We start from the raw sequence: 22,198 nt of genomic DNA on the forward strand, positions 1-22,198 counted from the left end.
GGTTCTGAGACGTCGTCTGGCGAGTACGCCGCGACGCCGCGTATTGGACATACATCAGGAGTGGCGCACGGAGTCCAGGCGGCGTCTCAGGTTCCGCTACCGACACCGACCAGCAAAGCAACCACTGAATCAGACCCTCAACAGACCCTCGTTACGGAGGGCCGGCTTTGTAGCCGACTCCTCGGACCGTGAGCACTACCTCCGGGCGTTCCGGGTCGCGTTCGACCTTGGAGCGGAGTCGCTGGACGTGCACGTTGACCAGGCGGGTGTCGGCCGCGTGCCGGTAGCCCCACACCTGCTCCAGCAGCACCTCGCGGGTGAAGACCTGGCGCGGCTTGCGGGCCAGGGCCACCAGCAGGTCGAACTCCAGCGGGGTCAGCGCGATCGGCTGGCCGTCGCGGGTGACCTCGTGCCCGGGCACGTCGATGATCACGTCGCCGATGGTGAGCACCTCGGCCGGCTCGGCGTCGGTGCGGCGCAGCCGAGCGCGCAGCCGGGCGACGAGCTCCTTCGGCTTGAAGGGCTTCACTATGTAGTCGTCGGCGCCGGACTCCAGGCCGAGGACCACGTCGACCGTGTCGCTCTTGGCGGTGAGCATGACGATGGGCACCACGGACTCGGTCCGGATCGCCTTGCATACGTCGATGCCGTTCATGCCGGGCAGCATCAGGTCCAGCAGGACCAGATCGGGTTTGAGCTCGCGCAAGGCGGGCATCGCCTTGGTGCCGTCGCTGACGACGGCGGTCTCGAACCCCTCTCCCCGGAGCACGATGGTCAGCATTTCGGCCAGGGCCGGATCATCGTCCACCACGAGCACGCGTGCCTTCATGCACCACATCGTTGCACTTGTCACTTGGAGTCCGTGCATCCACCCGCCGGGTGTCGTCGCAGGTAGCGAACTCGACGCCGGTTCAGCGCAACCGGTACCACCGAATGGAGCAGCTCCCGTGTGGTGTCAGCTTCAACCTTCAGGCCAGGACGTGCTTGTCGACGAGCACCGCGAAATCGACCTCGTTGGCGCCGTCGACGACGACCCACGGGGTCCACCAGTCGGCGTCGGCGAGCTCGGCGTAGACCTCGGCGCAGCGTTGCTGGAGCGGGGTGTCGGATTCGAAGCGATCGCGGCGGCGGTCGGATTCGGTGCGCTCGCGGTGCTCGGCGCGACCGGTGGCGACCTCGGCCGGCACCCGGAGCAGGATCTGCAGGTCCGGCTCGGGCAGCCCGAAGCGGGTGATCTCCAGGTCGCGGATCCAGGACACGACCTCGCCGTCGGCGTGCTGGTGCAGCCGCGCGGCGGCGTAGGCGGCGTTGGAGGCGACGTAGCGGTCGAGCAGGACGACGTCGTGGGAGTCGAGGTCGGCGCGCAGCGCGTCGGCCGCTCCCCTGCGGTCGAGGGCGTAGAGGACGGCCATGCCGTGCACGGAGGATCCGAGGTCGCCGTGCTCACCCCGCAGCGCCTCGGCGACGAGTTCGGCGTGCACGTCCTCGGCGTAGCGCGGGAACGCCGCGCTCGCCACGCTGCACCCGCGCGCGTTCAGCTCGGCCGTGATCCCCCGGGCCAGGGTGCGCTTGCCCGCGCCGTCCAGCCCCTCGATGACGATGAGTCGTCCCACGTCGGAAACGGTAGCGGAACGGTGCCGACGGGGTGCCGGGCGGCGTCCTCCCTCGTCGGCGGCGCGGTGGCAAAACCTTCGAACCCATGACATCCCCTGCCGGGACGATCACAATCGTGATCGTAGAGGTCGCCAGGTGTGCATCCACGATGGAGAATCACCTCGGCGTTCGATGATCACGACCTGCTCGGGAGGACCCCTGTGCAAGTACCCGGGCCCGACACACGCGTCGTTGAGCTGCGCGTGCACGGAATTCTCGGCACCACCGGCGACGAGCTGACCGATTCGGTGGCGTCGGTGGACGTGGCCGGCGACGGGGTGGGTCGCATCATGCGGCCGGCCGACCGGCTGCGCCGACCCGTTCCGGGCCCGATGCTCAACGCCGGCGACCGCTCGGTGCCCCGGATCGTCGAGGGCTACGTGTGGGGCGCGATGACCTCGGGTGGTCTGGCGAAGGCGACCTGGGCTCTGCTGTTCCCGTTCGCGCTGGCCAACATGGCGCACTGGATGCTTCCGCCGACTCGGACCGCGAACCCGCTCAGCAGGATGCTGGGCTCGGTGTTGCGCGGTCTGCTGCGGCTGTCCGCGCTGCTGCTGACGATGCTGCTGGTCGCGCAGCTGACCGTGATCACCCTGGACCTGGTGGCGGCGCAGTGCCTGGCACCCGGCGCGCAGTGCATGGGCTTCGTGCCGGACGCGCTGCGCGGCGTCGACGTGCTGCGTTCGAACGCGCTGCTGGTGCCGGTGGCGCTGGTGGTGCTGCTCATGCACCGGCTGTCCACTGTGTCCTGGCGGGTGTCCGCGCCCAAGAAGGACAGCCCGCAGCACTCCGCGCTGGCGCCGATGCTGCCCGGCGAGAACGTGGTGTCCGATCCGGACACCCCGGCGCTGCGGGCGCTGCACGTGGCGGCCGCTCTGTCCACTGTGGCGCTGGTGGCGCTGGGCGGGCCGCTGTCGCCGAGTTTCGATCCGCGCTGGCTGGTCGCCGCCGCGCTGCTGGTCGTCTCCGTCGTCGGCACCGCCGGGCTGGACGATCCGGCCGGGATGCGGGAGACGAGCGAGGTCTTCCGGGGGCTGCTCGGGCGGCGGGCGCGGCAGGTGCTGATGTCGGTCGGCGGTGTGCTGGTCGCTTCCGTCGCGCTGCTTCCGGGTGAGCTGAGGGGTCCGTTGCCCGGTTCGGGTTCGACGATCGACACGATCACCGCGCTGCTGGTGCTGACCTGCGTTGCGGTCGCCGTGCTGCTGGTCCCGGCGTCGCTGCTGGCGCGGCCCGAGTGGAAGTCCTCGCCGAGGCAGCTGCGGCCGTGGGCGGGCGGCTGGATGAGCGCGCCGGTGCTGATGCTGGCGGCGATGCTCGGCAACGGGTTCGGCGCGGGCCTGGCGCTCAGCGTCCGGGAGACGCTGAGCGTGCCGCGGTCGCCGGGCGCCGCTCCGCTGCTGCTGCCCGCCGCGTTCGACGACGTGACGTTCTTCTGGGGCAGCGCCGTGGTGCTGCTGGCCGCGTCGCTGCTGCTGGCGCTGCCGTGGCTGCTGTTCCGCCGCTTCCGGCGCAGCGAGGACGGCGACCCGATCCCGGACGAGGTCGCGCTGCTGCACGCCGGCCGCAAGGAGGACCAGCGCAAGGCCGCGAGCGCCTGGAAGTTCGCCGATCTGCAGCGCCGGTACTCGCACCAGCTGTTCCTGGTGATCGCCGGGGTGTTGACGGTCAGCACCGCGGCGAGCCTGGCGGCCCGGTTCGCTGGGATGGCCAGCGTCGGCTGGTTGAGCGCGATCGGCGTGGTGACGCTGGCGGGTCTGGCGGTCGGGTTGCTGCGCACGGTGTTCCTGGCGGCGACGAAGCGGGACACCGCGCGGGTGCTGGGCGTGCTGGGCGATCTGGCGCTGTTCTGGCCGCGCGAGGCGCACCCGGTGGTCCCGCCGTGCTACGCGCTGAAGGTGATCCCCGAGCTGGCCGACCGGGCCGCCGAGCACCTGTCCGATCCGAACACGCGCGTGGTGCTGGTCGGGCACAGCCAGGGCAGCCTGCTGGCCGCCGTCGCGGCCGCGCGGCTGCTGGAGAAGCTGCCGGAGCAGGATCGCGAGCGGGTCGGCCTGGTGACGGCCGGGTCGCAGTTGCAGTGGGCGTATCCGCGCGCTTTCCCGGGTGTGGTGCCGCATTCGGCGTTGCGGGACCTGGCGGGGTCGATGGGCGACCGGTGGCGGTCGCTGTGCCGCGGCACCGACCCGCTGGGCGGGGCCGTGACCACGTGGAACCGGCAGGTCTACAACGGGATGCTGATCGGCGTCGGCCTTCGCGGCGACGGCACCGAGGGTCCCTTGCCCGCGGCGACGCGCGGGCCGACCGGTGCGCTGGTGCTCGGTGGCGATCACTGGTTGCCGGATCCGCAGCGTGGCCCGTTCTCCTGCCGCCGTTGGGTTCCCGGTGTGCTGGGGCATTCCGACTACAGCGGTGATCCGGAGTGGGATCGCGCCGTGGCGATGGCGGCGGGTCTGGAGCGGCCGGTTCGCGGTGCCGCACTGCCGCTGTCCACGCCGGAGGCTCCGCAGATCCCGTCCGCCCCGGAGCCGCACGGGTTCGGCGCACCGCTGGCTCCGCAGGGCGACGACGGCGGGTCGATCACCGATCCGGTCGAGGACCTGCCCCGCCGCACCCCGGGTGAGACGGCGGAGGCCGCCAGGACCAAGCGCTCGAAGCCGGTCATCCCGTTCCGCAAGGGAGGGTCGGAGGCCGAGGTGCCGGAGCAGCAGTCGCACGAGGAGCCGACCCCCGAGCCCGCCGAGGACGCCCCGGCGCTGCCCGCGCAGCAGGGTTCCGAGGCCCGCTCGGAACCCTCGGTGCTGCCGGAGATCACCGAGCCCAGGGGCCGCATCGCCCCCTGGGAGCGCGGTGCCTCCCTCCGCTCCACCGACAGCTGACACCCCGGGCGCCACGCCCCGAAGGCGTGGCCCCGTCCACCGTGGACCCAGGGCCGCTCCAGCGGTGAACCGCGGCTTCGGCGTTCCTGGGCCGGGGGCGGTCCGAACCGTCCATGATCCACATCCGTTTCGCCCGGATCGGTTCGGACCACAACCGCCCGCTGCCGCCGAGACCGACGGGCCGGGAACGCGACAGCGGCGCCATCCCGGAGGACGGCGCCGCTGTCGGGTGTTGCTCGGGCTAGCTGGTGACGGAGCCGCCGTTGGCGACGTCGCCCTCCTTGCCCAGGCGCGAGTGCGACCGGCCGTAGAGGAAGTAGATCACCACACCGGCGATCATCCACACCAGGAACCGGACCCAGGTCAGGGCGGTCAGGTTCAGCATCAGCCACAGGCAGGCCAGGATCGCCAGGATCGGCACGAACGGCACCAGCGGGGCGCGGAAGCCGCGCGGCAGGTCCGGACGGGTCCGCCGAAGCACGATCACACCCAGCGAGACCAGGATGAACGCGAACAGCGTGCCGACGTTGACCATCTCCTCCAGCTTGTCCGCCGGGAAGAAGGCCGCCGCCAGGACGACCACGACGCCGACCAGGACGGTCGCGCGCATCGGGGTTCCGGCGGTGGAGGTCTTGGCCAGGCTCTTCGGCATCAGGCCGTCACGGGACATCGCGAACAGCACCCGGGTCTGACCCAGCAGCAACACCATGACCACAGTGGTCAGACCGGCCAGCGCACCGAAGGAGATGATCGCCGCCGCCCAGGTCACGCCGTGCTGCGCGAACGCCGTGGCCAGGGTGGACCGGGTGCCGTCCTCAGCGGTCGCCAGGTCGGTGTAGGGCACCATGCCGGTGACGACCAGCGCGACCGCGACGTAGAGGACCGTGACGATCGCGAGGCTTCCCAGGATGCCGCGCGGGGCGTTCTTCTGGGGGTTCTTGGTCTCCTCCGCGGTGGTCGCGACGATGTCGAAACCGATGAACGCGAAGAACACCAGGGAGGCACCGGCCAGCAGGCCGAACATGCCGTAGGTGCTGGTCTCGCCGCCGAGCATCAGCGACAGCAGGGACTGCTCGATCGCCGGGCTGTCCTCAGTGGCCTCCTGCCCCGGCGGGATGAACGGCGTGTAGTTGTCGGCGTTGATGTAGGCGAGGCCGACCACGATCACCAGCAGCACGACGGCCACCTTGATGATGGTGATGACCAGCGACACCCGCGCGGAGAGCTTCGTGCCGACCGCCAGCAGCGTGGACAGCACGACGACCAGCAGCAGCGCGCCCCAGTCGAACTGGAGCGGCCCGAGCGGCAGCGAGGTGGGCACGCTGAGCCCGATGAGCTCCAGGACCTCTTCGAGGTACACCGACCAGCCCTTGGAGACGGCCGCGGCGGCGACCGCGAACTCCAGGATCAGGTCCCAGCCGATGATCCAGGCGATGAACTCGCCGAAGGTCGCGTAGGAGTACGTGTAGGCGCTGCCGGCGACCGGCACCGTCGAGGCGAACTCGGCGTAGCACAGCGCGGCGAGCCCGCAGGCGATCGCGGAGAGCACGAAGGCCAGCGACACCGAAGGTCCGGAGACGTCACCCGCCGTACGTGCCGCGAGCGTGAAGATGCCGGCACCGATCACGACCGATACGCCGAAGACGATCAGGTCCCAGGTGCCCAGATTTTTGCGTAGTTTTGTGTCCGGCTCGTCGGTGTCGAGAATGGATTGCTCTACCGACTTGGTTCGCCACAGCCCAGTGCCTGGCACTGTCGCCTCCTCATCAAGTCCCAAGTGTCGCGGGGTGGAACGCACCCTAACGTGCCCGTGTCGCTCCAGGTAACGGTCGGCTAGTGTTCGCCATCGCTTTCGTTAACCCGTTGTGATGACAAGACGTTGTCTTGTTTCAGGCCGTGGTCGTTCGGCCACGGTCGAGATCCGGTTCCAGGTAGATCAGACGAGCCGCCGGAACGTTCGCTCGGATCCGCTTTTCAGCACCATCGATCTCGGCGGCCACTTCCGCAACCGAGAGCGACTCGGTGAAGCAGATCTTCGCGGCGATCAGCAGCTCGTCGGGCCCGAGGTACTGGGTGCGGATGTGGATGACGCGCTCCACCCGCTCGGACTCCACCTGGCCGATGATCTCGTCGAGCACGGCGCGGCTCGCGCCCTCGCCGATGAGCAGGCTCTTGGTCTCCACGATCAGCACCACCGCGATCACCCCGAGCAGCACACCGATGCACACGGTGCCGATGCCGTCGAAGATCGCGTTGCCGGTCAGCACCGTCAGCCCGACGCCGCCGAGCGCCAGCACCAGGCCGACCAGCGCGCCGAGGTCCTCCAGCAGCACCACCGGGAGCTCGGGGGTCTTGGACTGGCGGATGAACTGCCACCAGCTCAACTCGCCCTTGATCGCGCGCGATTCCTTGATGGCGGTCCGGAAGCTGTAGGTCTCCAGGCCGATCGCGATCACCAGGATGAGCACCGCGACCCACGCCGACTCCAACGGCTCCGGGTGCTCGACCTTGTGGATGCCCTCGTAGAGCGCGAACACCGAGCCCAGGGTGAACAGCATCAACGCGACGACGAACGAGTAGAAGTACCGGTCCCGGCCGTAGCCGAACGGGTGATCCTCGGAGGCCTTGCGCTGCGAGGTCTTCTGACCGAGCAGCAGCAGCCCCTGGTTCGAGGTGTCGGCGAGCGAGTGCACCGACTCCGCCAGCATCGACGACGAACCGGTGAACAGGAATCCACCGAACTTGGCCACCGCGATTCCCGCGTTGGCGGCCAATGCGGCGAGGATGGCCTTGGTCCCGCCCCCTGCTGACACGTTCTCCTCCTGGCGATCCGGCTGCGATGTCGGGAGGAATCTACCGGTTGACCGGCCTCATCAGGGGCGGAGTGAACCTAACCGTTGTGCGAGATCGATCTCGTGAAGGACCCGGCCGCGGCTCGGAAGACCTGGGCCTGTCCGTCCGGATCCAGTTCGGCCGGGCGGACTTCCACCGCCGGGTCGCTGGCGGCGAGCCACACCGAGTGCCCGCGGTGCAGGACCAGCTCGCGCGGCAGCGAGCCGTTGCCCGGGTGACCACTGGTCAGGCGGACGCTTCCCTTGGTGCACAGCAGTATCTGCGGACCAGGCGAGTCCAGGTGGACGATTCCGGACTCGGCCGGCGTCCAGTCCAACCGGGACAGCTCGAACTCGTCGGCCTGGGTGCGGTAGGCCGTCAGGTTGGCGTCCAGCGACTCGCCCTTGAGGACCCGCATGTCACCGCACGAGAAGTCCAGGACCTTCAGCAGTTCCGGCACGTCCACGTGCTTGGGCGTCAGGCCGCAGCGCAGGATGTTGTCCGAGTTGGCGAGGATCTCGATGCCGGTGCCGTGCAGGTAGGCGTGCAGGTTGCCCGCGGGCAGGAAGATCGCCTCGCCCGGCTGCAGCACGATCCGGTTCAGCAGCAGGCTCGCCAGAACTCCCGCGTCGTGCGGGTACGCCTCGCCCAGCTCCAGCACCGTGCGGCACTCCAGGGCGAACTCGCCGCGCTCCTTGACGTGCGCGACGCAGGCGTCCAGGAGCTCGGGCAGCACGTCGCGCAGGTAGTGCTCGGGCAGCGTGATCCAGGTCGTGAACAGCGCGCGCAGACCGCTGGCGTCCGGTTGCGCCGCCAGCAGCTCGCGGTGCGCGCGCAGGCTGGGCACGTCCAGCGCGTCGAGCAGCCGGACGGTGCGCTGCGCTTCGCGGAACCCGGCGAGCGCGTGGAACTCGGTGAGCGCGCAGATCAGCTCGGGCTTGGCCGTCGGGTCCGGGTAGTTGCGGTTGGGCGCGTTGCGCGCGATCCCGGCCCGCTCCTCCCGGGAGAAGCCCTCGGCGGCCTGTTCGGCGGAGGGGTGGGCCTGCAGGCTCAGCGGCTCGTCGGCGGCGAGGACCTTCATCAGGAACGGCAGCCTGCCGCCCCAGCGGCGGACGCACTCGTCGCCCAGGTGGTGCGCGGGTTCGGAGTCCAGCAGCGACAGCAGCGACACCTCGTCCCCGCCGGGTCGCAGCACCCGGGACGGGTCACCGGGATGAGCGCCCATCCACAGCTCGGCTTCCGGGTGCGGGGTGGGGACGGGCCGACCGAGCAGATCCGCAATAGCGGTGCGCGAGCCCCAGGCGTAGGGGCGCACCGCGTTTCGCAGTAGCTCCACAGTCGTTCTCGCTTCCTCGTTCTCGCGCTTGCTCGTCCGGCCAAGCACACCTCGCCGGGCGGGCGTGCGGCATCGGGGAGATCCCGGGTTCTCGGTGCGGCTCGCCTCAGCTCATGGCCAGGGCCGGCCAGCCCGGACCGCTGAGGGTGCCCGCGGCCAGGCCCAGGTACACGGCGGCCAGGTCGAACCGGGCGGCCAGGACCGCCGCGCGCAGCAGCGGGTCGGCGCGCACCGTGTCCCCCGGTACGACCACGTCGGCACCGGGCAGGTCCCGTGCAGCGGACCGTTCGAACACCTCCCCCTGGTCGTTGTGGCGCGTGCTGATCAGGAAGGCCCTCAGCTGCGCCCCTGGCTCGTCTTCGGGGTCCGCGAAGATGTCGGCCTCGGAGCCGGCGGACGCGGCGGCGCGGTGCCGCGCGCGCTCCACGACCGCGTGCGGGTACTCGGCGACGTGGGCGGGAACGCCCGCGTGCGCGCCGAGCGCGAACGCACCGTGACCGGCCACGGCGGCGGCGATGGGGCCCAGACCCCACAGCAGCGGGGTGCGGTCGGCCATCCGCAGCGCCAGCGACTTGGCCGGGTTGCTCAGCGACTCGTGGTTGGGGTGGGCGCGCTCGGCTTCCCGGTCGAGCTCCTCGGCGAGCTCGTCGGTGTCGAAGTCCAGCAGGCCCAGGGCGCGGAAGGTGCTGATCCCGGCGGCGAAGACGTAGGCGAACGCGAGGGCGGGCGGCACCGGCACGCGCGGCACCAGGATCTTCGCGCGGCCCGCGCCGGCAGCGGCGACGGGACCTTCGGAGGGCACCGCGAGCACGACGCTGGCGGTGCGGCGGCAGGCGGTGGCCACGGATTCGGCGAGCGCGACGTCACCGACGTCGTCCGTGTGGGCGAACACGACGTCCAGCGCACCCACCCAGGACGGCAGCTCGTCGGAGATCACCACCGGGACCGGGCAGCGGGCGCCGGTGAGCGCGACCAGCAGGTTCGCCACGCTCGTGGACACGCCGGGCCTGGTCAGCAGCACGACCGCGCGCGGGCGGCCGTCGGCCAGGTCGTCGAGGCCGGCTTCGGCCGCGACTTCGGCGGTGGCGCGCACCTGCGCGCCGGAGAGCGCGGCCAGCCTCAGCAGGCCGCCGGAATCGACGTCGGCCAGCCTGGCCGGGTCGTCGAGCAGACTGTCGTCCAGCACCGGCGCTTCACCCCTCCCCGGCGCCGCCGGGAGATCCGCCCCCGACGGCTTCTTCCAGCAACAGCACCGGAATGCCGTCCCGCACCGGGAAACCGCGGCCGCAGGAAGCGCAGGTCAGGTAGTCGGCCTGCGCGTCGTCGGCCAAGCCGGGCCGCAGAGCGCCGTGCTGCTCGCACGGGCAGGCCAGGATCTCCAGCAACTGCGCTTCCAGGTCAACGGCCACGTTTTCCTCCCAAACTCGCGCGCTTCGGCGAGTGTCGCTCATCAGGGTCGACGCCGGTTCATCCGCGGATGACCGCGAGCACCTCGTCGCGCAGCGCGGCCATGGCCTCAGTGTCCCTTGCCTCGACGTTGAGCCGGAGCAGCGGTTCGGTGTTGGACGGGCGCAGGTTGAACCACGATCCGTCCGACAGCTCCACGGTAAGCCCGTCGAGCTCGTCGACAGAAGCGCCATTCCGGTCACCGAAGACGTCGGCGACGGCGCGCATGCGGGCCTGCTGGTCATCGACCGTGGAGTTGATCTCGCCGCTGGCCTCGTAGCGGGAGTAGTCGGCCATGAGTTCCGACAGCGGCGCGTCCTGGCCCCCGAGGGCGGCCAGCACGTGCAGCGCGGCCAGCATCCCGGAGTCGGCGCGCCAGAAGTCGCGGAAGTAGTAGTGCGCGGAGTGCTCGCCGCCGAAGATCGCCCCGGTCTCGGCCATCGTCTGCTTGATGAACGAGTGGCCGACGCGGGTGCGCACCGGCTTGCCGCCGAGCTCGGAGACGATCTCCGGCACGACCTTGGAGGTGATCAGGTTGTGGATGATCGTCCCGCCGGGCTCCTTGGCCAGTTCGCGGGCGGCGACCAGCGCGGTGATCGCGCTCGGGGTGACCGGTTCGGCGCGCTCGTCGACCACGAAGCAGCGGTCGGCGTCGCCGTCGAAGGCCAGGCCGGCGTCCGCTCCGACCTCGCGGACCTTGGCCTGCAGGTCGACGATGTTGGCCGGGTCCAGCGGGTTGGCCTCGTGGTTCGGGAAGGAGCCGTCGAGCTCGAAGTACATCGGCACCAGGTCGACCGGCAGGTCGGCGAACACGGTGGGCACGGTGTGCCCACCCATGCCGTTGCCGGCGTCGACGACGATCTTGAGCGGGCGGATGTCGCGCAGCTTCACCAGGTCGAGCAGGTAGGCCGAGTACTCGGCGACCATGTCGCGCTCGCTGGTCGACCCCTTGGCCCCGAGGAACTCCGGCACGCCGTGACCGACCAGTTCGCGGATCTCGGACAGGCCGCTGTCCTGGCCGACGGGCGCTGCGCCCGCGCGGCAGAGCTTGATGCCGTTGTACTGGGCGGGGTTGTGGCTGGCGGTGAACATCGCGCCCGGCAGCTCCAGCTTGCCGGAGGCGAAGTAGAGCATGTCGGTGCTGGCGAGCCCGATGTTGATGACGTCGACGCCCTGGCCGGTGACACCTTCGGCGAACGCCTGCGCCAACCCGGGCGAGGAGTCGCGCATGTCATGACCGATCACCACGGCCGGTCCGCCGACCAGTCTGGTGAACGCCGCTCCGATCTCCCGCACGACGTCGGCATCGATGCCTTCGCCGACCACTCCGCGGATGTCGTAAGCCTTGACGATCCCCGACAGGTCCCGCACGCTGCACCCTCCCCGGTTCCCAACCAACGTGGTTGGCAGCCTACCGGCGATCGGCATGTCGTTGGCGGCATCCGGTTTGACCAGAGCTGTTCGTCACGATCTGTTCACTCGTCCACGGGGTCGGGCAGCGCCCGCAGGTGCGCGCGGCGACCGGCTCCCGGGGCGCTGACCTGCGATTCCACCGGCCTGTCCGGTCTGCCCGCTTCGCGCACGGCCTCGGCCAGCGCGGTCAGGTCGTCATCTGACGGGGTGGGTGGCGCGAACTCGCCTTCGTGCCGGACGACCTCCCAGCCGTTGGGAACGGTGAGCCGCAGCGCGTGCGCCTCGCACAGGTCGTAGCTGTGCGGTTCGGCATAGGTGGCCAGCGGTCCGACGACCGCGGTCGAGTCCGCATAGGCATAAGTGAGCGTGGCGACGGCCGGGTTGACACACCCGGTCCGCGAGCACCGCCTCACGCTCCGCACGCCACGCACGATAGCGCCTCCTGTCCACCTCGCGGCGCAGGCACGCGGAATCTCTTTCACGAGCCACGCCGAACACCAGTTTCCACCCTGCCTCGCACCGAGTTGATGGGGTGTCTGCTTTCGGCGAACAGGCGGTAGCGATCACCACCGGAAATCCCCGTGACGGTTGTCCCGGCCCGGGTTGCGGAGGGCGTACCCTCAGCCCGTGGTGACCGCACGTGGATCTCGGCGTCGAACCCGCTACCGGCGGGATCGGCGCGGCCGTGGCCTGCGCGGACCGCTGTACCCCTCCTCGGTCCCGGTCTCGCGCAGCCGTTCGCAGCGCTTCGACGCGCTGGTGCTGGAAGCGCTGGAACCCATCGAGCAGCGCTGGCACGCCGAACTGACCCAGCTCGATGTGGCCGTCGACGAGGTACCGGAGATCAACAACACCGCTCCGGAGAAGGTGACCTGGGACGACGACGTGGTCGTCGACGCCAACGTCCCGCTCGCCCGGCTCGTCCCGGCCGGCGTGGACAAGCGCGGCCTGCCCACGCGCGCCCGCATCGTGCTCTACCGCAGACCGCTGGAAGCGCGCGCCCGCGACGGCACGGACATGGCCGACCTGCTGCACGACGTCCTCGTCGAGCAGGTCGCGACCTACCTGGGACTGGATCCGGACGTCATCGAGGGGCAGTGACGCCCCGGCGTCGCCGCCCGGGGATCGCCGCGATCACCGTGAACAGCACCACCGCCGCCTGCACCACCAGCAGCGTGGTGCGCGGGAGCTCGGTGTAGCCGACCTGGACCTCGGCGGCCTGCTGCGGCAGCGGCACGGCGACCTGATGACCCCACGCCGTGGCCAGCGGGACGCGCTTGCCGTTGACGGTGGCGTACCAGCCTGGCTCGTTCTCGGCGCCGAGCACCAGCGCGCGCCCGGTCCCGCCCTCGGAGATCCGCACCGTGAACGACGGCAGCTCGGCGCCCACCGGCAGCGGGCGCGCTTCCGGGGCCGGGCCGGGCTCGGTCTGGGCCTGCCTGGACAGGTCGGGGCCGACGAGCTTCACCGGCGTCGCGGGCAGCAGCAGCCGCAGCTCGCGGGCCGGGCCGGTGAGGCGGCCGTCGTCGACGACCATGTCGTGGGCGAGTTCGGGGAGCCGCGAGTTCGCCGGGACGACGACGTGGTCGGCGCCGCGGGCGGCGACCGCGGCCAGCGCTCGGCGGACCCGTGCGCTGTCGTCGCTCCGCAGGTCCTCGTCGATCCGGCGCAGCCAGTCGGCGGCGGTTCCTGCCGGGGCGAGGTCGTCGTCGCCGAAGCGCGGACCGCTGCCGGTGATCAGCCGGGCGGGTTGTGGTCCCGGGTCGAGCACCAGGCGGGTGCCGGCCGCGGGAGCGGCCTGGTGAACCTGCAGCGGGCCCGAAGCGCTGCCGATCGCCGACGCACCGCCGAGCGCGAGCAGGCCCACCGCCAGCACCGGCGCGGTGATCTTCCAGCTCAGCGCGGGCATCTTCGCGATCAGCACGATCCAGGCGCATCCGGCGGCGACCAGCACCAGCGGGCCGCCCGTCCAGCCGGGGCTCGCGACGCCGCCGGTGAGCGGTTCGGTGGACACCGTGCCGATGACGACAGCCGCCAGCCAGCCGAGCAGGGCGACTCCGGCACCGGCCAGCATCCGGGCGTCCCAGCAGACCGCCAGCGCCAGGATCGCGGTCAGCACCAGCAGCACGCCGAGCGCGCCCACCGCGGAGCCGTCCGGGCTGAGCGTGGCCAGCAGCACCGACGCGGGCTGCTCGACGACGCGGGCGCCGAGCCCGTGCACCAGCACCTCGGGGTGGCTGAGCAGCTGTCCCGGCCACGGCAACAGGCAGGCCACCGACAGCAGCACGAGCGCGACGAGTCCGGCGGCACGTCGGCGTCCGCGCAGGCCGTTGCCGGGAACGAGCACGTGGGCGAGCAGCGCCAGCACGATCAGCGACAGGTGCACCGCCGGCGCGAAGGCGCCGAGGACAGCCAGTCCGAACGCGGTGAGGCAGGCGGTGCCGAGCCATTGGCCGTCGGAGCGGCGGATGACGGCGGCGATCCCGGCCAGCAGCGGCGGAACCAGCACGTGCGCGACGACGACGTCGAGCCGTCCCTGCCCGGCCGAGATCGCGGCCACCGGCAGCAGCGCGTAGGCACCGGCGACCAGAGCGCGGCGCAGCGGGGAGGCGTCGATCGCGCGAGTGGCGAGGTAGGCGCTCAGCCCGGCCAGCGGGACACCGAAGAGCACCAGCGCGGCGACCACGACCGACGGTCCACCTAGGACGGAGCCGAGCAGCGCCAGCACGACCAGCGAGGGCGACGCGGGCGATCCGGTGCCACCGCCGACGGCGTGCCACGCGTTGAGGTAGTCGCTCCAAGTGGTGGCCAGATCAGCGGTCGGCAACAGCCGGCCGCCGGCCAGCCTTCCGCCGAACCGATTCGTGATCAGCGCGTTGACGAGCGCGAAAACGGCCAGTGCGGCGGTCATCGCGGTTCCGGGCGACCGCAGGGCCGACAGCGCCCGCTCGCGCGGTGAGCGGCGGACCGGCTCCTGGGTTTCCGCGGTGGTCGGGGCGTCCGAGGACTCGCGTGGTGACGGCGTCGGCTGCTCGGTCTGGTCGCTTCGCTCAAAGACGAAGCGGCGCAACGACTTCACGACCTGCAACCGCGACTTCGACGGCTCGTCCACCCGCGCTGGTCCTCCCGCTCGTCCGAACCACTACGGCCCGAACGGTAATGCACGCGGAACGTCCAGCGGACTGGGTGTGACGACCTCTCGTGCCGGTGCGGACCGGACGCGACGGGCGTGAAGACGACCTTCGCAGCTCGCACCGCTGCGGGGCGAGCGCGGAAAGCAGCCGATCAGACTGCGCGGCGCTTGAGCTTGCGGCGCTCGCGTTCCGACAGGCCACCCCAGATGCCGAAGCGCTCGTCGTGCTGCAGCGCGTATTCCAGGCATTCGGAGCGGACCTCGCAGCCGGCGCAGATGCGCTTGGCCTCGCGAGTGGATCCGCCCTTCTCCGGGAAGAACGCTTCTGGATCGGTTTGCGCGCACAGCGCGCGCTCCTGCCACTCCTGCTCTTCTTCCATCTCGAAGAGCTCGGCGAGCGCGTCGAACTCCGCGACCGTGGCGGTGGCGGTGGCGTCCCCGCGCTCCGCGAGACGGCTATCTCCTGATTCCCACATGACTCCCCCGATTTCTCCCCGTTATCCCGCCGGTCCTCCCCAGGACCGGAACAGGACGCACTCCTGCTCGCAGGTTTCCGGTCCCGCAGACGGGACCGGAACGCATCGACGGCGATGCCGTCGCCGACCGCTCACATCGCCGCCCTCTCACTGCCGGCGACGCGCCGATCGACCTCGTGTCCGGCCGGGTTCTCCCGCTCCCGGCCGACCGCCGAAACGACCACCTCGCCGTGGCGAGGGGTTCGGTTTCAACAGCGAATGACACTGCTGTGATTACACCCGTGTAGCTCCTTGCGGTCAAGCCGGGACCATCCGTAGGGGGACATCCGGATCTGCGGATCCCCAGGTCCGGCCGCCCCAACCAGACCCGCGCGTTCAGCACAGGGCCAGTGGTCCGTACGGCGCATCGCGCTGCGCCAAGATCATTAATACCACCCCTCCGCGATCACCGCTGTCCGAATCCGATCAACACGCGCACGGCGAGTCGTGGAGACTTGGAGCGTGACTACCTCCGTCGCGCGGGTCAGCCCGCTGTTCCTCGGCATCGTCGCCGTCACCGCGCTCGGCGGTGTGCTGACGACGTTCACCGACACCACCGCCCTGACCAGCGGCGTGATCCTGCTGGTGCTGGGCGGCTGGGCGGTTTCGCTGTGCCTGCACGAGTTCGGACACGCGATCACCGCCTACCGCGGTGGTGACTGGTCGGTTCGCTCGAAGGGCTACCTGACGCTGGACCCGCGCCGCTACACCGATCCAGTGCTGAGCATCATCCTGCCGCTGATCTTCGTGGCCATCGGCGGCATCCCGCTCCCCGGCGGCGCGGTGTGGATCAACCACGGCGCTCTGCGGGGCCGCAGGGTCGAGTCGATGGTCTCGCTGGCGGGACCACTGACGAACCTCGTGCTGGGTCTGATCCTGACGACGATCATCGCCTTGGTCCCGATGCCGATCGGCCTGACGGCCGGGCTGTCCTACCTGGCCTTCCTGCAGGTGATCGCCTTCGTGCTCAACATCCTGCCGGTTCCCGGACTCGACGGGTACGGCGCGATCGAGCCGTGGCTGTCGGCGCCGGCGCGGCGGTTCGGCGAGAAGGCCCGGCCGTGGGCTCCGCTGGTGCTGTTCCTGCTGCTGATCGGTGTTCCGCTGGTGGGCAGCTGGTTCTTCGAGCTCGCCTACTTCGTGTTCGACCTGGTCGGCGGGGACTCCGCGATGACCTCGCTGGGGCAGACGTTCTTCCGGAGCATCTTCGGCGGCCTCTGAGTCCACTGACCGGGAGCGTCCGGGTTCACAGACCTCGCCGGGGATGGGCGTGCGAGGATCGGTGGTGTGAAGGTCGTAGTTCTGGTCGGCGGCGTCGGTGGCGCCCGTTTCCTGCTCGGAGTCAAGGCGGCGCTCGGGCTGCCCGCCATCGGCGAGGCGGAGAGTTCCGAACACGAGATCACCGCGGTGGTCAACGTGGGCGACGACGTGTGGATGCACGGGCTGCGGGTCTGCCCCGACCTCGACACCTGCATGTACACGCTCGCCGACGGCATCGACACCGCCAAGGGCTGGGGCCGGGTCGACGAGACCTGGTCGGTCAAGGAGGAGCTCGCCGCCTACGGCGCGGAACCGACCTGGTTCGGCCTCGGCGACCGCGACATCGCCACCCACCTCGTGCGGTCCCGGATGCTGCGCGCGGGCTACTCGCTGACGGCGGTGACCGAGGCGCTGTGCGACCGCTGGCGCCCGGGGGTCCGGCTGCTGCCGGTCACCGACGACAGGGTCGAGACCCACGTGGCGATCGACGACCCGGACACCGGCGAGAGCCGGGCGGTGCACTTCCAGGAGTGGTGGGTGCGCTACCGCTCGGAGCCGGAGGCGCGCGCGATCGTGCCGGTCGGCGCCGACGAGGCCAAGCCGACCCCCGAGGTGCTGGACGCGATCGCGCAGGCCGACGTGGTGCTGCTGGCCCCGTCGAACCCGGTGGTGAGCATCGGAACCCTGCTGGCGGTGCCCGGTTTCCGCAACGCGCTGCGCGAGACGGAGGCCGCCGTGGTGGGCCTGTCGCCGATCATCGGCGGCAAGCCGCTGCGCGGGATGGCCGACGCGTGCCTGAGCGCGATCGGCGTGGAGACCTCGGCGGAGGCCGTCGGCCGCCACTACGGCGCGCGCGGCGATGCCGAGGGAATCCTGGACGGCTGGCTGGTGCACAGCGACGACACCGCCGAGGTGCCCGGCGTGAAGGTGCGCTCGGTGCCGCTGCTGATGTCCGATGTGGACGCCACCGCGGCGATGGCGCGGGCGGCGTTCGACCTGGCTTCGGAGAAGGCATGACACCCAGGGACCACGCGGCGACCGGGGGCTTGCAGCTGTTCGCGGTGACGGGGCTGCCGGAGTTCGTCGAGGGGGACGATCTGGCGGCGTCGATCTCGGCGACCGCTCCCTGGTTGAGCGACGGTGACGTCCTCGTCGTCACCAGCAAGATCGTGTCGAAGGTCGAAGGCCGGATGGTCGCCGCGCCCGACGATCCCGAGGAGCGCGACGCGCTGCGGCGCGAGCTGGTGCTCTCGGAGGCCCGGTCGGTGCTGGCCCGCAAGGGCCGGACGCTGATCACGCAGAACAAGCTCGGCATCGTGCAGGCCGCGTCCGGCGTGGACGCCTCGAACGTCGCGCAGGACCAGATCGCGCTGCTCCCGGAGGACCCGGACGCCTCCGCTCGTCGGTTGCGGGACGGGATCGCCGCGCGGCTGGGCGTGCGGGTCGCCGTAGTGGTGACCGACACGATGGGCCGTGCCTGGCGGGTCGGGCAGACCGACGCGGCCATCGGCTCCGCCGGACTGGCCGTGCTGCACCGCTACGCGGGCAGCACGGACGCGCAGGGCAACGAGCTGGCCGTCACCGAGGTCGCGATCGCCGACGAGATCGCCGGTGCGGCGGACCTGGTCAAGGGCAAGCTCGGCGGCATCCCCGTCGCCGTGGTGCGCGGACTGACCACTGTGGACGACGGTTCGGCGGCGCGGGACCTCGCCCGGCCGGTCGAGGAGGACCTGTTCCACCTGGGAACGGCCGAGGCGATCGCGCGGGGACGACGGGAAGCGGTGCTGGTGCGCCGCTCGGTGCGCGAGTTCGCCGACACCCCGGTGGAGGAGGAATCGCTGCGGCGCGCGGTCGGCGCGGCGCTGACCGCTCCCGCTCCGCACCACACGCGCCCGGTGCGGTTCGTGTGGCTGCGCGATCGACCGCTGCGGGTCAAGCTGCTCGACGCGATGCGCACCGCGTGGCTGGAGGACCTGCGCGGTGACGGCTTGTCCGAGCAGGCCGCCCAGCGCCGCGTCAACCGCGGGAACCTGCTCTACGCGGCGCCGGAAGTGGTGCTGCCGTTCCTGGTGCGCGACGGTGCGCACACCTACCCGGACGAGGCGCGCTCGGATGCCGAGCGGCAGATGTTCACCGTCGCGGGCGGTGCCGCGGTGCAGGGACTCCTGGTGTCGCTCGCCGCCGAGGAGCTCGGCTCGTGCTGGGTCTCGTCGACGATGTTCTGCGCCGAGGTGGTCCGCAAGGCACTGGACCTGCCGGACGCCTGGGAGCCTCTCGGTGCCGTCGCGGTCGGCCACCCGGCGACGCCCGCCGAGGGCCCGCGACCGCCGCGCGACCTCGACGACGGATTGGTGGAGCTGTGACCGGACCGCACGCGGACACGACTCGGGTGCTGGGCGACTGGCGCCCGGTCGACCCGCAGCAAGAAGCCCTGCGCCAGGCGTTCCTCGCGCTGCTCGACGCCCGGGAGGACGCCTGCCTGCGCGCCTGTGAACCGGGCCACGTCACGGCCTCGGCGGTGCTGCTGGACTCGGCGGGCGACAACGTGCTGCTCACGCTGCACCCGCGCGTGGGCCGGTGGCTGCAGCTGGGCGGGCACTGCGAGCCGGAGGACGACACCCTCGCCGGTGCGGCGCTGCGCGAGGCCACCGAGGAGTCCGGGATGACCGGCCTGGTGGTCGATCCGGAGCCGGTGCACCTCGACGTCCACCCGATCACCTGCTCGCTCGGCAAGCCGACGCGCCACTTCGACGTCCGCTACGTCGTCCGCGCCCCGGCCGGCGCCGAACCCACCCGCAGCGATGAGTCCCTCGACCTGCGCTGGTGGCCCCTGGCGACCCCGCCGGAGAACACCGATCTCGGCCCGCTGCTCACCGCGGCGATGGCAGGCTGACTCCCCTTCGAACGCTTGCGAGGCCAAGGCCGAGTCACTGCACCAACCGGAGTTCGCATCGAATCCCCGGGGCAGCGGCCAGCCGCTTGTCACCCGTGACGAGAGGCAGTTCGTTCAGCTCCGCGACGGCAACGTACGCAGCGTCGTAGGAGGAAAGGTTGTGGCGCAGTTCCCAGATCCTTCCTCTGACCGCGGCGGTGAACGGGAGTTCCTGGATGAACGTCACCGCCCACCTGCCGAGAACGTCCTCGGCGTGCATCGCAGAAATCTTTCCGCCCGCGACCAGCCCTCGTAGCACGCTGAGCATCTCAACTGGTTGATGCGGAGGCGCTGCCCAGCTGGTATGCGTCCCGAGGAGTTTCCGGACCTGGGGACCACTGTGGTTCGCTCCCAGGAAGAACGAGACCAAGGTGGAAGTGTCGACGACGATCACACAACACCCGCCCGACCATCGCCCCCTGGAGCCTCACCACGGGCAGCGCGGACCGCATCAACGATCTCGTCCATGCTCAACAACCCGCCACCCACAGGCTCCATGTCCGCCAGTTCAGCATTGCGCGAGAACCTCGCCTCACGCTCCAGCACAGCCAGCAGATAAGCCTGCAAGGACTGACCGCTCCGCTTTGCGGCCCGGGTGAGCAACTCTCTTACCTCTTCGGGAACGTTGCGAATCGTCAGAACAGCCATGACTTCATTATAGAGTCATTATGCAGTCATGGCTAGAACGCCCGGTAATCGCGCACGGGGAAGCGCGGGGCGTAGCGGGGGCGGTTGACCCCTGCCGCGGCGAGGTAGCGGACCGCTCTGTGGCGGTGGCCTTCGTAGGGGCTGAGCGCGCTGAGCATCCCCTCGTCGTCGAGGGGGCGGCCGACCAGGGCGGTGCCGACGATCGCGGGCAGGTGGAAGTCACCGACGCTCACCGCGTCGGGGTCACCCCAAGCGCGCTGCGCGACCTCGGCCGCCGTCCAGGGACCGATGCCGGGGATCTTCTGCAGCAGGTCCCGGCCCGCCTCACCGCGGAGGACCACGGCCTTCTCCAGGCTGCGCGCCGACGAGGCCGCGGCGAGCAGGGTGCGGCGACGGGCTCCGTCGATGCCCGCGCGATGCCACTCCCAGTCCCGGATCTCGCGGACCTGCCGCGGATCGGGCGCCGTCCACAGCTTCTCCACCGGCCCGGGGGCGGGGTGGCCGAAGCGGCGGCACAGCTCCCGCCACGAGCGCCACGCCTCCCGGTTGGTGACCTTCTGCTCCAGGATCGCGGCGACGAGGACGTCCCACACCCTGCCCGACGAGCACAGCCGCATCCCCGACGCCGCCCGCACCCCTCGCGTGACGACGTCGTGGGCGGGCGCGAAACCGCTGTCGTCGTCGGAGGCGCCGAGCAGGTCCGGGACGCCCTCCAGCACCGCTTCGGCTCCCGGGCCCCACGCGGATGCGCGAATGGTTCCCTTGCTCGCACGGCGCAGGCGCAGCGTCGCGGGGCCGTCGGCGGTGGTGCTGGCCCACCACAGCTCGCCCGGCTCGACGCGGGTCGTCGGATCACCGTTGCCGCGCCGCAGCGGCGACAGGACGCGGACCAGGTCCAGCGGGTAGTCGTGGTGCCAGTCACGGGTGAGGGGTTCGTTCATATCGTTCAATCCGCCGAGAACCGTACTCCGTTCGGCGGAAGCTCGACGCCCGGCCAGACCCGGATCCCGGCCAGCAGCTCGCAGTCGGCGCCGATCGTCGCGCCGTCACCGATCACCACGTCCCGCAGCACGGCCCCGGCACCGATGCGAGCACCGGCTCCCACCACGCAGCGCTCCACGACCGCGCCGTCCTCGACCGTCACGCCCTCGAAGAGGACCGAAGCGCTGACGTGGGCATGGGAACCAATCTCGCAGTTCTCCCCCAGGGTGCTGCCCGCGTCGACGACCGCGTCTTCGGCGACCCTCGCACCGGCGAGCACCAGCGCCGGCCCGGTCGGGCCGGGCAGCGCGCCGGACGGGGCGTTGCCCAGGACGAGGTCCGCGCTGCCGCGCACGAACGCGGCAGGGGTTCCCATGTCCAGCCAGTACGACGCGTCGACGTAGCCCTGCACGCGGGCTCCGGAGGCGAGCAGTTCGGGGAAGGTCTCGCGCTCGACCGACACCGGTCTGCCGGTGGGGATGCCTTCGATCACCTCTCTCCGGAAGACGTAGCAACCCGCGTTGATCTGGTCGACCGGCGGGTTCTCGGTCTTCTCCAGGAAGTCGGTGACCCGCCCGTCCGCGTTGGTGGGCACGCAGCCGAAGCGGCGCGGATCGTCGACCTTCACCAGGTGCAGGGTGACGTCGGCCGCCGCGTCGCGATGGGTGTCGAGCAGCTCGGCGAGGTCGACGCCGGAGAGGATGTCGCCGTTGAACACCAGCACGTCGTCGGCGGTGAGGCGGTCGGCGACGTTGCGGATCGCGCCCGCGGTGTCCAGCGGTTCGGACTCCACCACGTACTCGATGTGCAGGCCGAGGTCCGATCCGTCACCGAAGTGCTCCTCGAAGACCTCCGCCTTGTAGGAGGTGCCGAGGACCACGTGCTCGATGCCGATCGCGCGGATCCGGGACAGCAGGTGGCGCAGGAACGGCACGCCGGCGGTCGGCAACATCGGCTTCGGTGCGGACAGGGTCAAAGGCCGGAGCCGAACCCCCCGACCGCCCACCAGCACGACCGCTTCCGCCTTCGGGCGCGGTTCGACCGGGGTCTGCGCATCCGCGGACATCGGCGTCGTCCTCCTCTACCTGACCTAGATCAATGACGAAAACCCATTGGGGGGAATACTCTGGCAGTGGCAACGGCATAATGACACTGGGTCCGTGCCCGATGGCC

The 22,198-nt window shown here is 71.0% G+C and carries 21 protein-coding genes; 6 read left to right on the forward strand and 15 right to left on the reverse strand.

Translation table 11 applies throughout. The features are described from left to right. Nucleotides 1-151 precede the first annotated feature (151 nt). Entirely contained in the window at nucleotides 152-829 is a 678-nt protein-coding gene (gene mtrA, locus AB0J78_RS16440) for an MtrAB system response regulator MtrA (protein WP_132672453.1), read from the reverse strand. Between the two features lie 139 nt (nucleotides 830-968). Beyond that, the gene (locus AB0J78_RS16445; RefSeq protein ID WP_363789774.1) at nucleotides 969-1,613 is read right to left on the reverse strand and encodes a dTMP kinase; all 645 of its coding nucleotides are present in this window, start codon (nucleotides 1,611-1,613) and stop codon (nucleotides 969-971) included. A gap of 243 nt (nucleotides 1,614-1,856) precedes the next feature. On the opposite strand from AB0J78_RS16445, the gene AB0J78_RS16450 reads away from it, so the two are divergent. Continuing rightward, nucleotides 1,857-4,529 (forward strand): hypothetical protein, encoded by a 2,673-nt coding sequence (locus AB0J78_RS16450; protein ID WP_363789775.1) that lies wholly within the window; start codon nucleotides 1,857-1,859, stop codon nucleotides 4,527-4,529. A gap of 241 nt (nucleotides 4,530-4,770) precedes the next feature. Here AB0J78_RS16450 and AB0J78_RS16455 read toward each other — a convergent pair whose 3' ends face one another. The 7 genes from AB0J78_RS16455 to AB0J78_RS16485 form a co-directional block, all read right to left on the reverse strand. After that, nucleotides 4,771-6,282: an amino acid permease gene (locus AB0J78_RS16455; protein ID WP_363789776.1), complete on the reverse strand. Its 1,512-nt coding sequence runs from the start codon at nucleotides 6,280-6,282 to the stop codon at nucleotides 4,771-4,773. A 136-nt stretch (nucleotides 6,283-6,418) separates the two neighbouring features. Then, nucleotides 6,419-7,342: a cation diffusion facilitator family transporter gene (locus AB0J78_RS16460; protein WP_363789777.1), complete on the reverse strand. Its 924-nt coding sequence runs from the start codon at nucleotides 7,340-7,342 to the stop codon at nucleotides 6,419-6,421. A 77-nt stretch (nucleotides 7,343-7,419) separates the two neighbouring features. Next, nucleotides 7,420-8,697 carry a mannose-6-phosphate isomerase, class I gene (manA, locus tag AB0J78_RS16465; RefSeq protein WP_363789778.1) on the reverse strand — a complete coding sequence of 426 codons (1,278 nt, stop codon included), beginning with the start codon at nucleotides 8,695-8,697 and terminating at the stop codon, nucleotides 7,420-7,422. A gap of 106 nt (nucleotides 8,698-8,803) precedes the next feature. Next, nucleotides 8,804-9,883 carry an SIS domain-containing protein gene (locus AB0J78_RS16470; RefSeq protein ID WP_363789779.1) on the reverse strand — a complete coding sequence of 360 codons (1,080 nt, stop codon included), beginning with the start codon at nucleotides 9,881-9,883 and terminating at the stop codon, nucleotides 8,804-8,806. A 7-nt stretch (nucleotides 9,884-9,890) separates the two neighbouring features. Then, on the reverse strand, nucleotides 9,891-10,106 hold the full coding sequence (locus AB0J78_RS16475) for a Trm112 family protein (protein WP_165939659.1): 216 nt from the start codon (nucleotides 10,104-10,106) through the stop codon (nucleotides 9,891-9,893). Nucleotides 10,107-10,164: 58 nt separating this feature from the next. Then, a complete protein-coding gene (locus AB0J78_RS16480; RefSeq protein WP_363789780.1) occupies nucleotides 10,165-11,514 on the reverse strand; it encodes a phosphomannomutase/phosphoglucomutase in 1,350 nt (449 codons plus the stop codon). Nucleotides 11,515-11,618: 104 nt separating this feature from the next. After that, a complete protein-coding gene (locus AB0J78_RS16485; RefSeq protein WP_363789781.1) occupies nucleotides 11,619-11,978 on the reverse strand; it encodes a DUF3499 domain-containing protein in 360 nt (119 codons plus the stop codon). A 205-nt stretch (nucleotides 11,979-12,183) separates the two neighbouring features. On the opposite strand from AB0J78_RS16485, the gene AB0J78_RS16490 reads away from it, so the two are divergent. Further along, a complete protein-coding gene (locus AB0J78_RS16490) occupies nucleotides 12,184-12,657 on the forward strand; it encodes a metallopeptidase family protein (protein ID WP_363789782.1) in 474 nt (157 codons plus the stop codon). On the opposite strand, the gene AB0J78_RS16495 is transcribed toward AB0J78_RS16490, so the two are convergent. Next, a complete protein-coding gene (locus AB0J78_RS16495) occupies nucleotides 12,641-14,668 on the reverse strand; it encodes a hypothetical protein (RefSeq protein WP_363789783.1) in 2,028 nt (675 codons plus the stop codon). The two genes, AB0J78_RS16490 and AB0J78_RS16495, sit on opposite strands and share 17 nt — an antisense overlap. A 173-nt stretch (nucleotides 14,669-14,841) precedes the next feature. Further along, complete coding sequence (locus AB0J78_RS16500; protein ID WP_145744635.1) at nucleotides 14,842-15,069, reverse strand: WhiB family transcriptional regulator; 228 nt, start codon at nucleotides 15,067-15,069, stop codon at nucleotides 14,842-14,844. A gap of 597 nt (nucleotides 15,070-15,666) precedes the next feature. On the opposite strand from AB0J78_RS16500, the gene AB0J78_RS16505 reads away from it, so the two are divergent. The 4 genes from AB0J78_RS16505 to AB0J78_RS16520 all read left to right on the forward strand — a co-directional run bounded on the left by AB0J78_RS16505 (nucleotide 15,667) and on the right by AB0J78_RS16520 (nucleotide 19,357). Then, nucleotides 15,667-16,425 carry a site-2 protease family protein gene (locus AB0J78_RS16505; RefSeq protein WP_363789784.1) on the forward strand — a complete coding sequence of 253 codons (759 nt, stop codon included), beginning with the start codon at nucleotides 15,667-15,669 and terminating at the stop codon, nucleotides 16,423-16,425. Nucleotides 16,426-16,491: 66 nt separating this feature from the next. Next, nucleotides 16,492-17,481, forward strand: coding sequence for a 2-phospho-L-lactate transferase (gene cofD / locus AB0J78_RS16510; RefSeq protein WP_363789785.1), 990 nt, complete (start codon nucleotides 16,492-16,494; stop codon nucleotides 17,479-17,481). Then, nucleotides 17,478-18,827, forward strand: coding sequence for a coenzyme F420-0:L-glutamate ligase (locus AB0J78_RS16515; protein WP_363789786.1), 1,350 nt, complete (start codon nucleotides 17,478-17,480; stop codon nucleotides 18,825-18,827). The genes cofD and AB0J78_RS16515 overlap by 4 nt, the downstream gene beginning before the upstream one ends. Nucleotides 18,828-18,853: 26 nt before the next feature. Further along, nucleotides 18,854-19,357 (forward strand): NUDIX hydrolase, encoded by a 504-nt coding sequence (locus AB0J78_RS16520; protein ID WP_363790421.1) that lies wholly within the window; start codon nucleotides 18,854-18,856, stop codon nucleotides 19,355-19,357. 34 nt (nucleotides 19,358-19,391) lie between these two features. Here the strand turns inward: AB0J78_RS16520 and AB0J78_RS16525 are convergent, their stop codons facing one another. Genes AB0J78_RS16525 through AB0J78_RS16540 form a run of 4 tightly spaced genes read right to left on the reverse strand, consistent with a single transcriptional unit; the run spans nucleotide 19,392 to nucleotide 22,091 of the window. Next, complete coding sequence (locus tag AB0J78_RS16525) at nucleotides 19,392-19,790, reverse strand: type II toxin-antitoxin system VapC family toxin (protein ID WP_363789787.1); 399 nt, start codon at nucleotides 19,788-19,790, stop codon at nucleotides 19,392-19,394. Continuing rightward, on the reverse strand, nucleotides 19,787-20,044 hold the full coding sequence (locus tag AB0J78_RS16530) for a hypothetical protein (protein ID WP_363789788.1): 258 nt from the start codon (nucleotides 20,042-20,044) through the stop codon (nucleotides 19,787-19,789). The genes AB0J78_RS16525 and AB0J78_RS16530 overlap by 4 nt, the downstream gene beginning before the upstream one ends. 32 nt (nucleotides 20,045-20,076) lie before the next feature. Next, on the reverse strand, nucleotides 20,077-20,985 hold the full coding sequence (locus AB0J78_RS16535) for a DNA-3-methyladenine glycosylase 2 family protein (RefSeq protein WP_363789789.1): 909 nt from the start codon (nucleotides 20,983-20,985) through the stop codon (nucleotides 20,077-20,079). A 5-nt stretch (nucleotides 20,986-20,990) separates the two neighbouring features. Then, nucleotides 20,991-22,091: an NDP-sugar synthase gene (locus tag AB0J78_RS16540; RefSeq protein WP_363789790.1), complete on the reverse strand. Its 1,101-nt coding sequence runs from the start codon at nucleotides 22,089-22,091 to the stop codon at nucleotides 20,991-20,993. Nucleotides 22,092-22,198 lie beyond the last annotated feature (107 nt).

The organism is Saccharopolyspora sp. NPDC049426 (assembly GCF_040676935.1).
Taxonomy (GTDB): Bacteria; Actinomycetota; Actinomycetes; order Mycobacteriales; family Pseudonocardiaceae; genus Saccharopolyspora.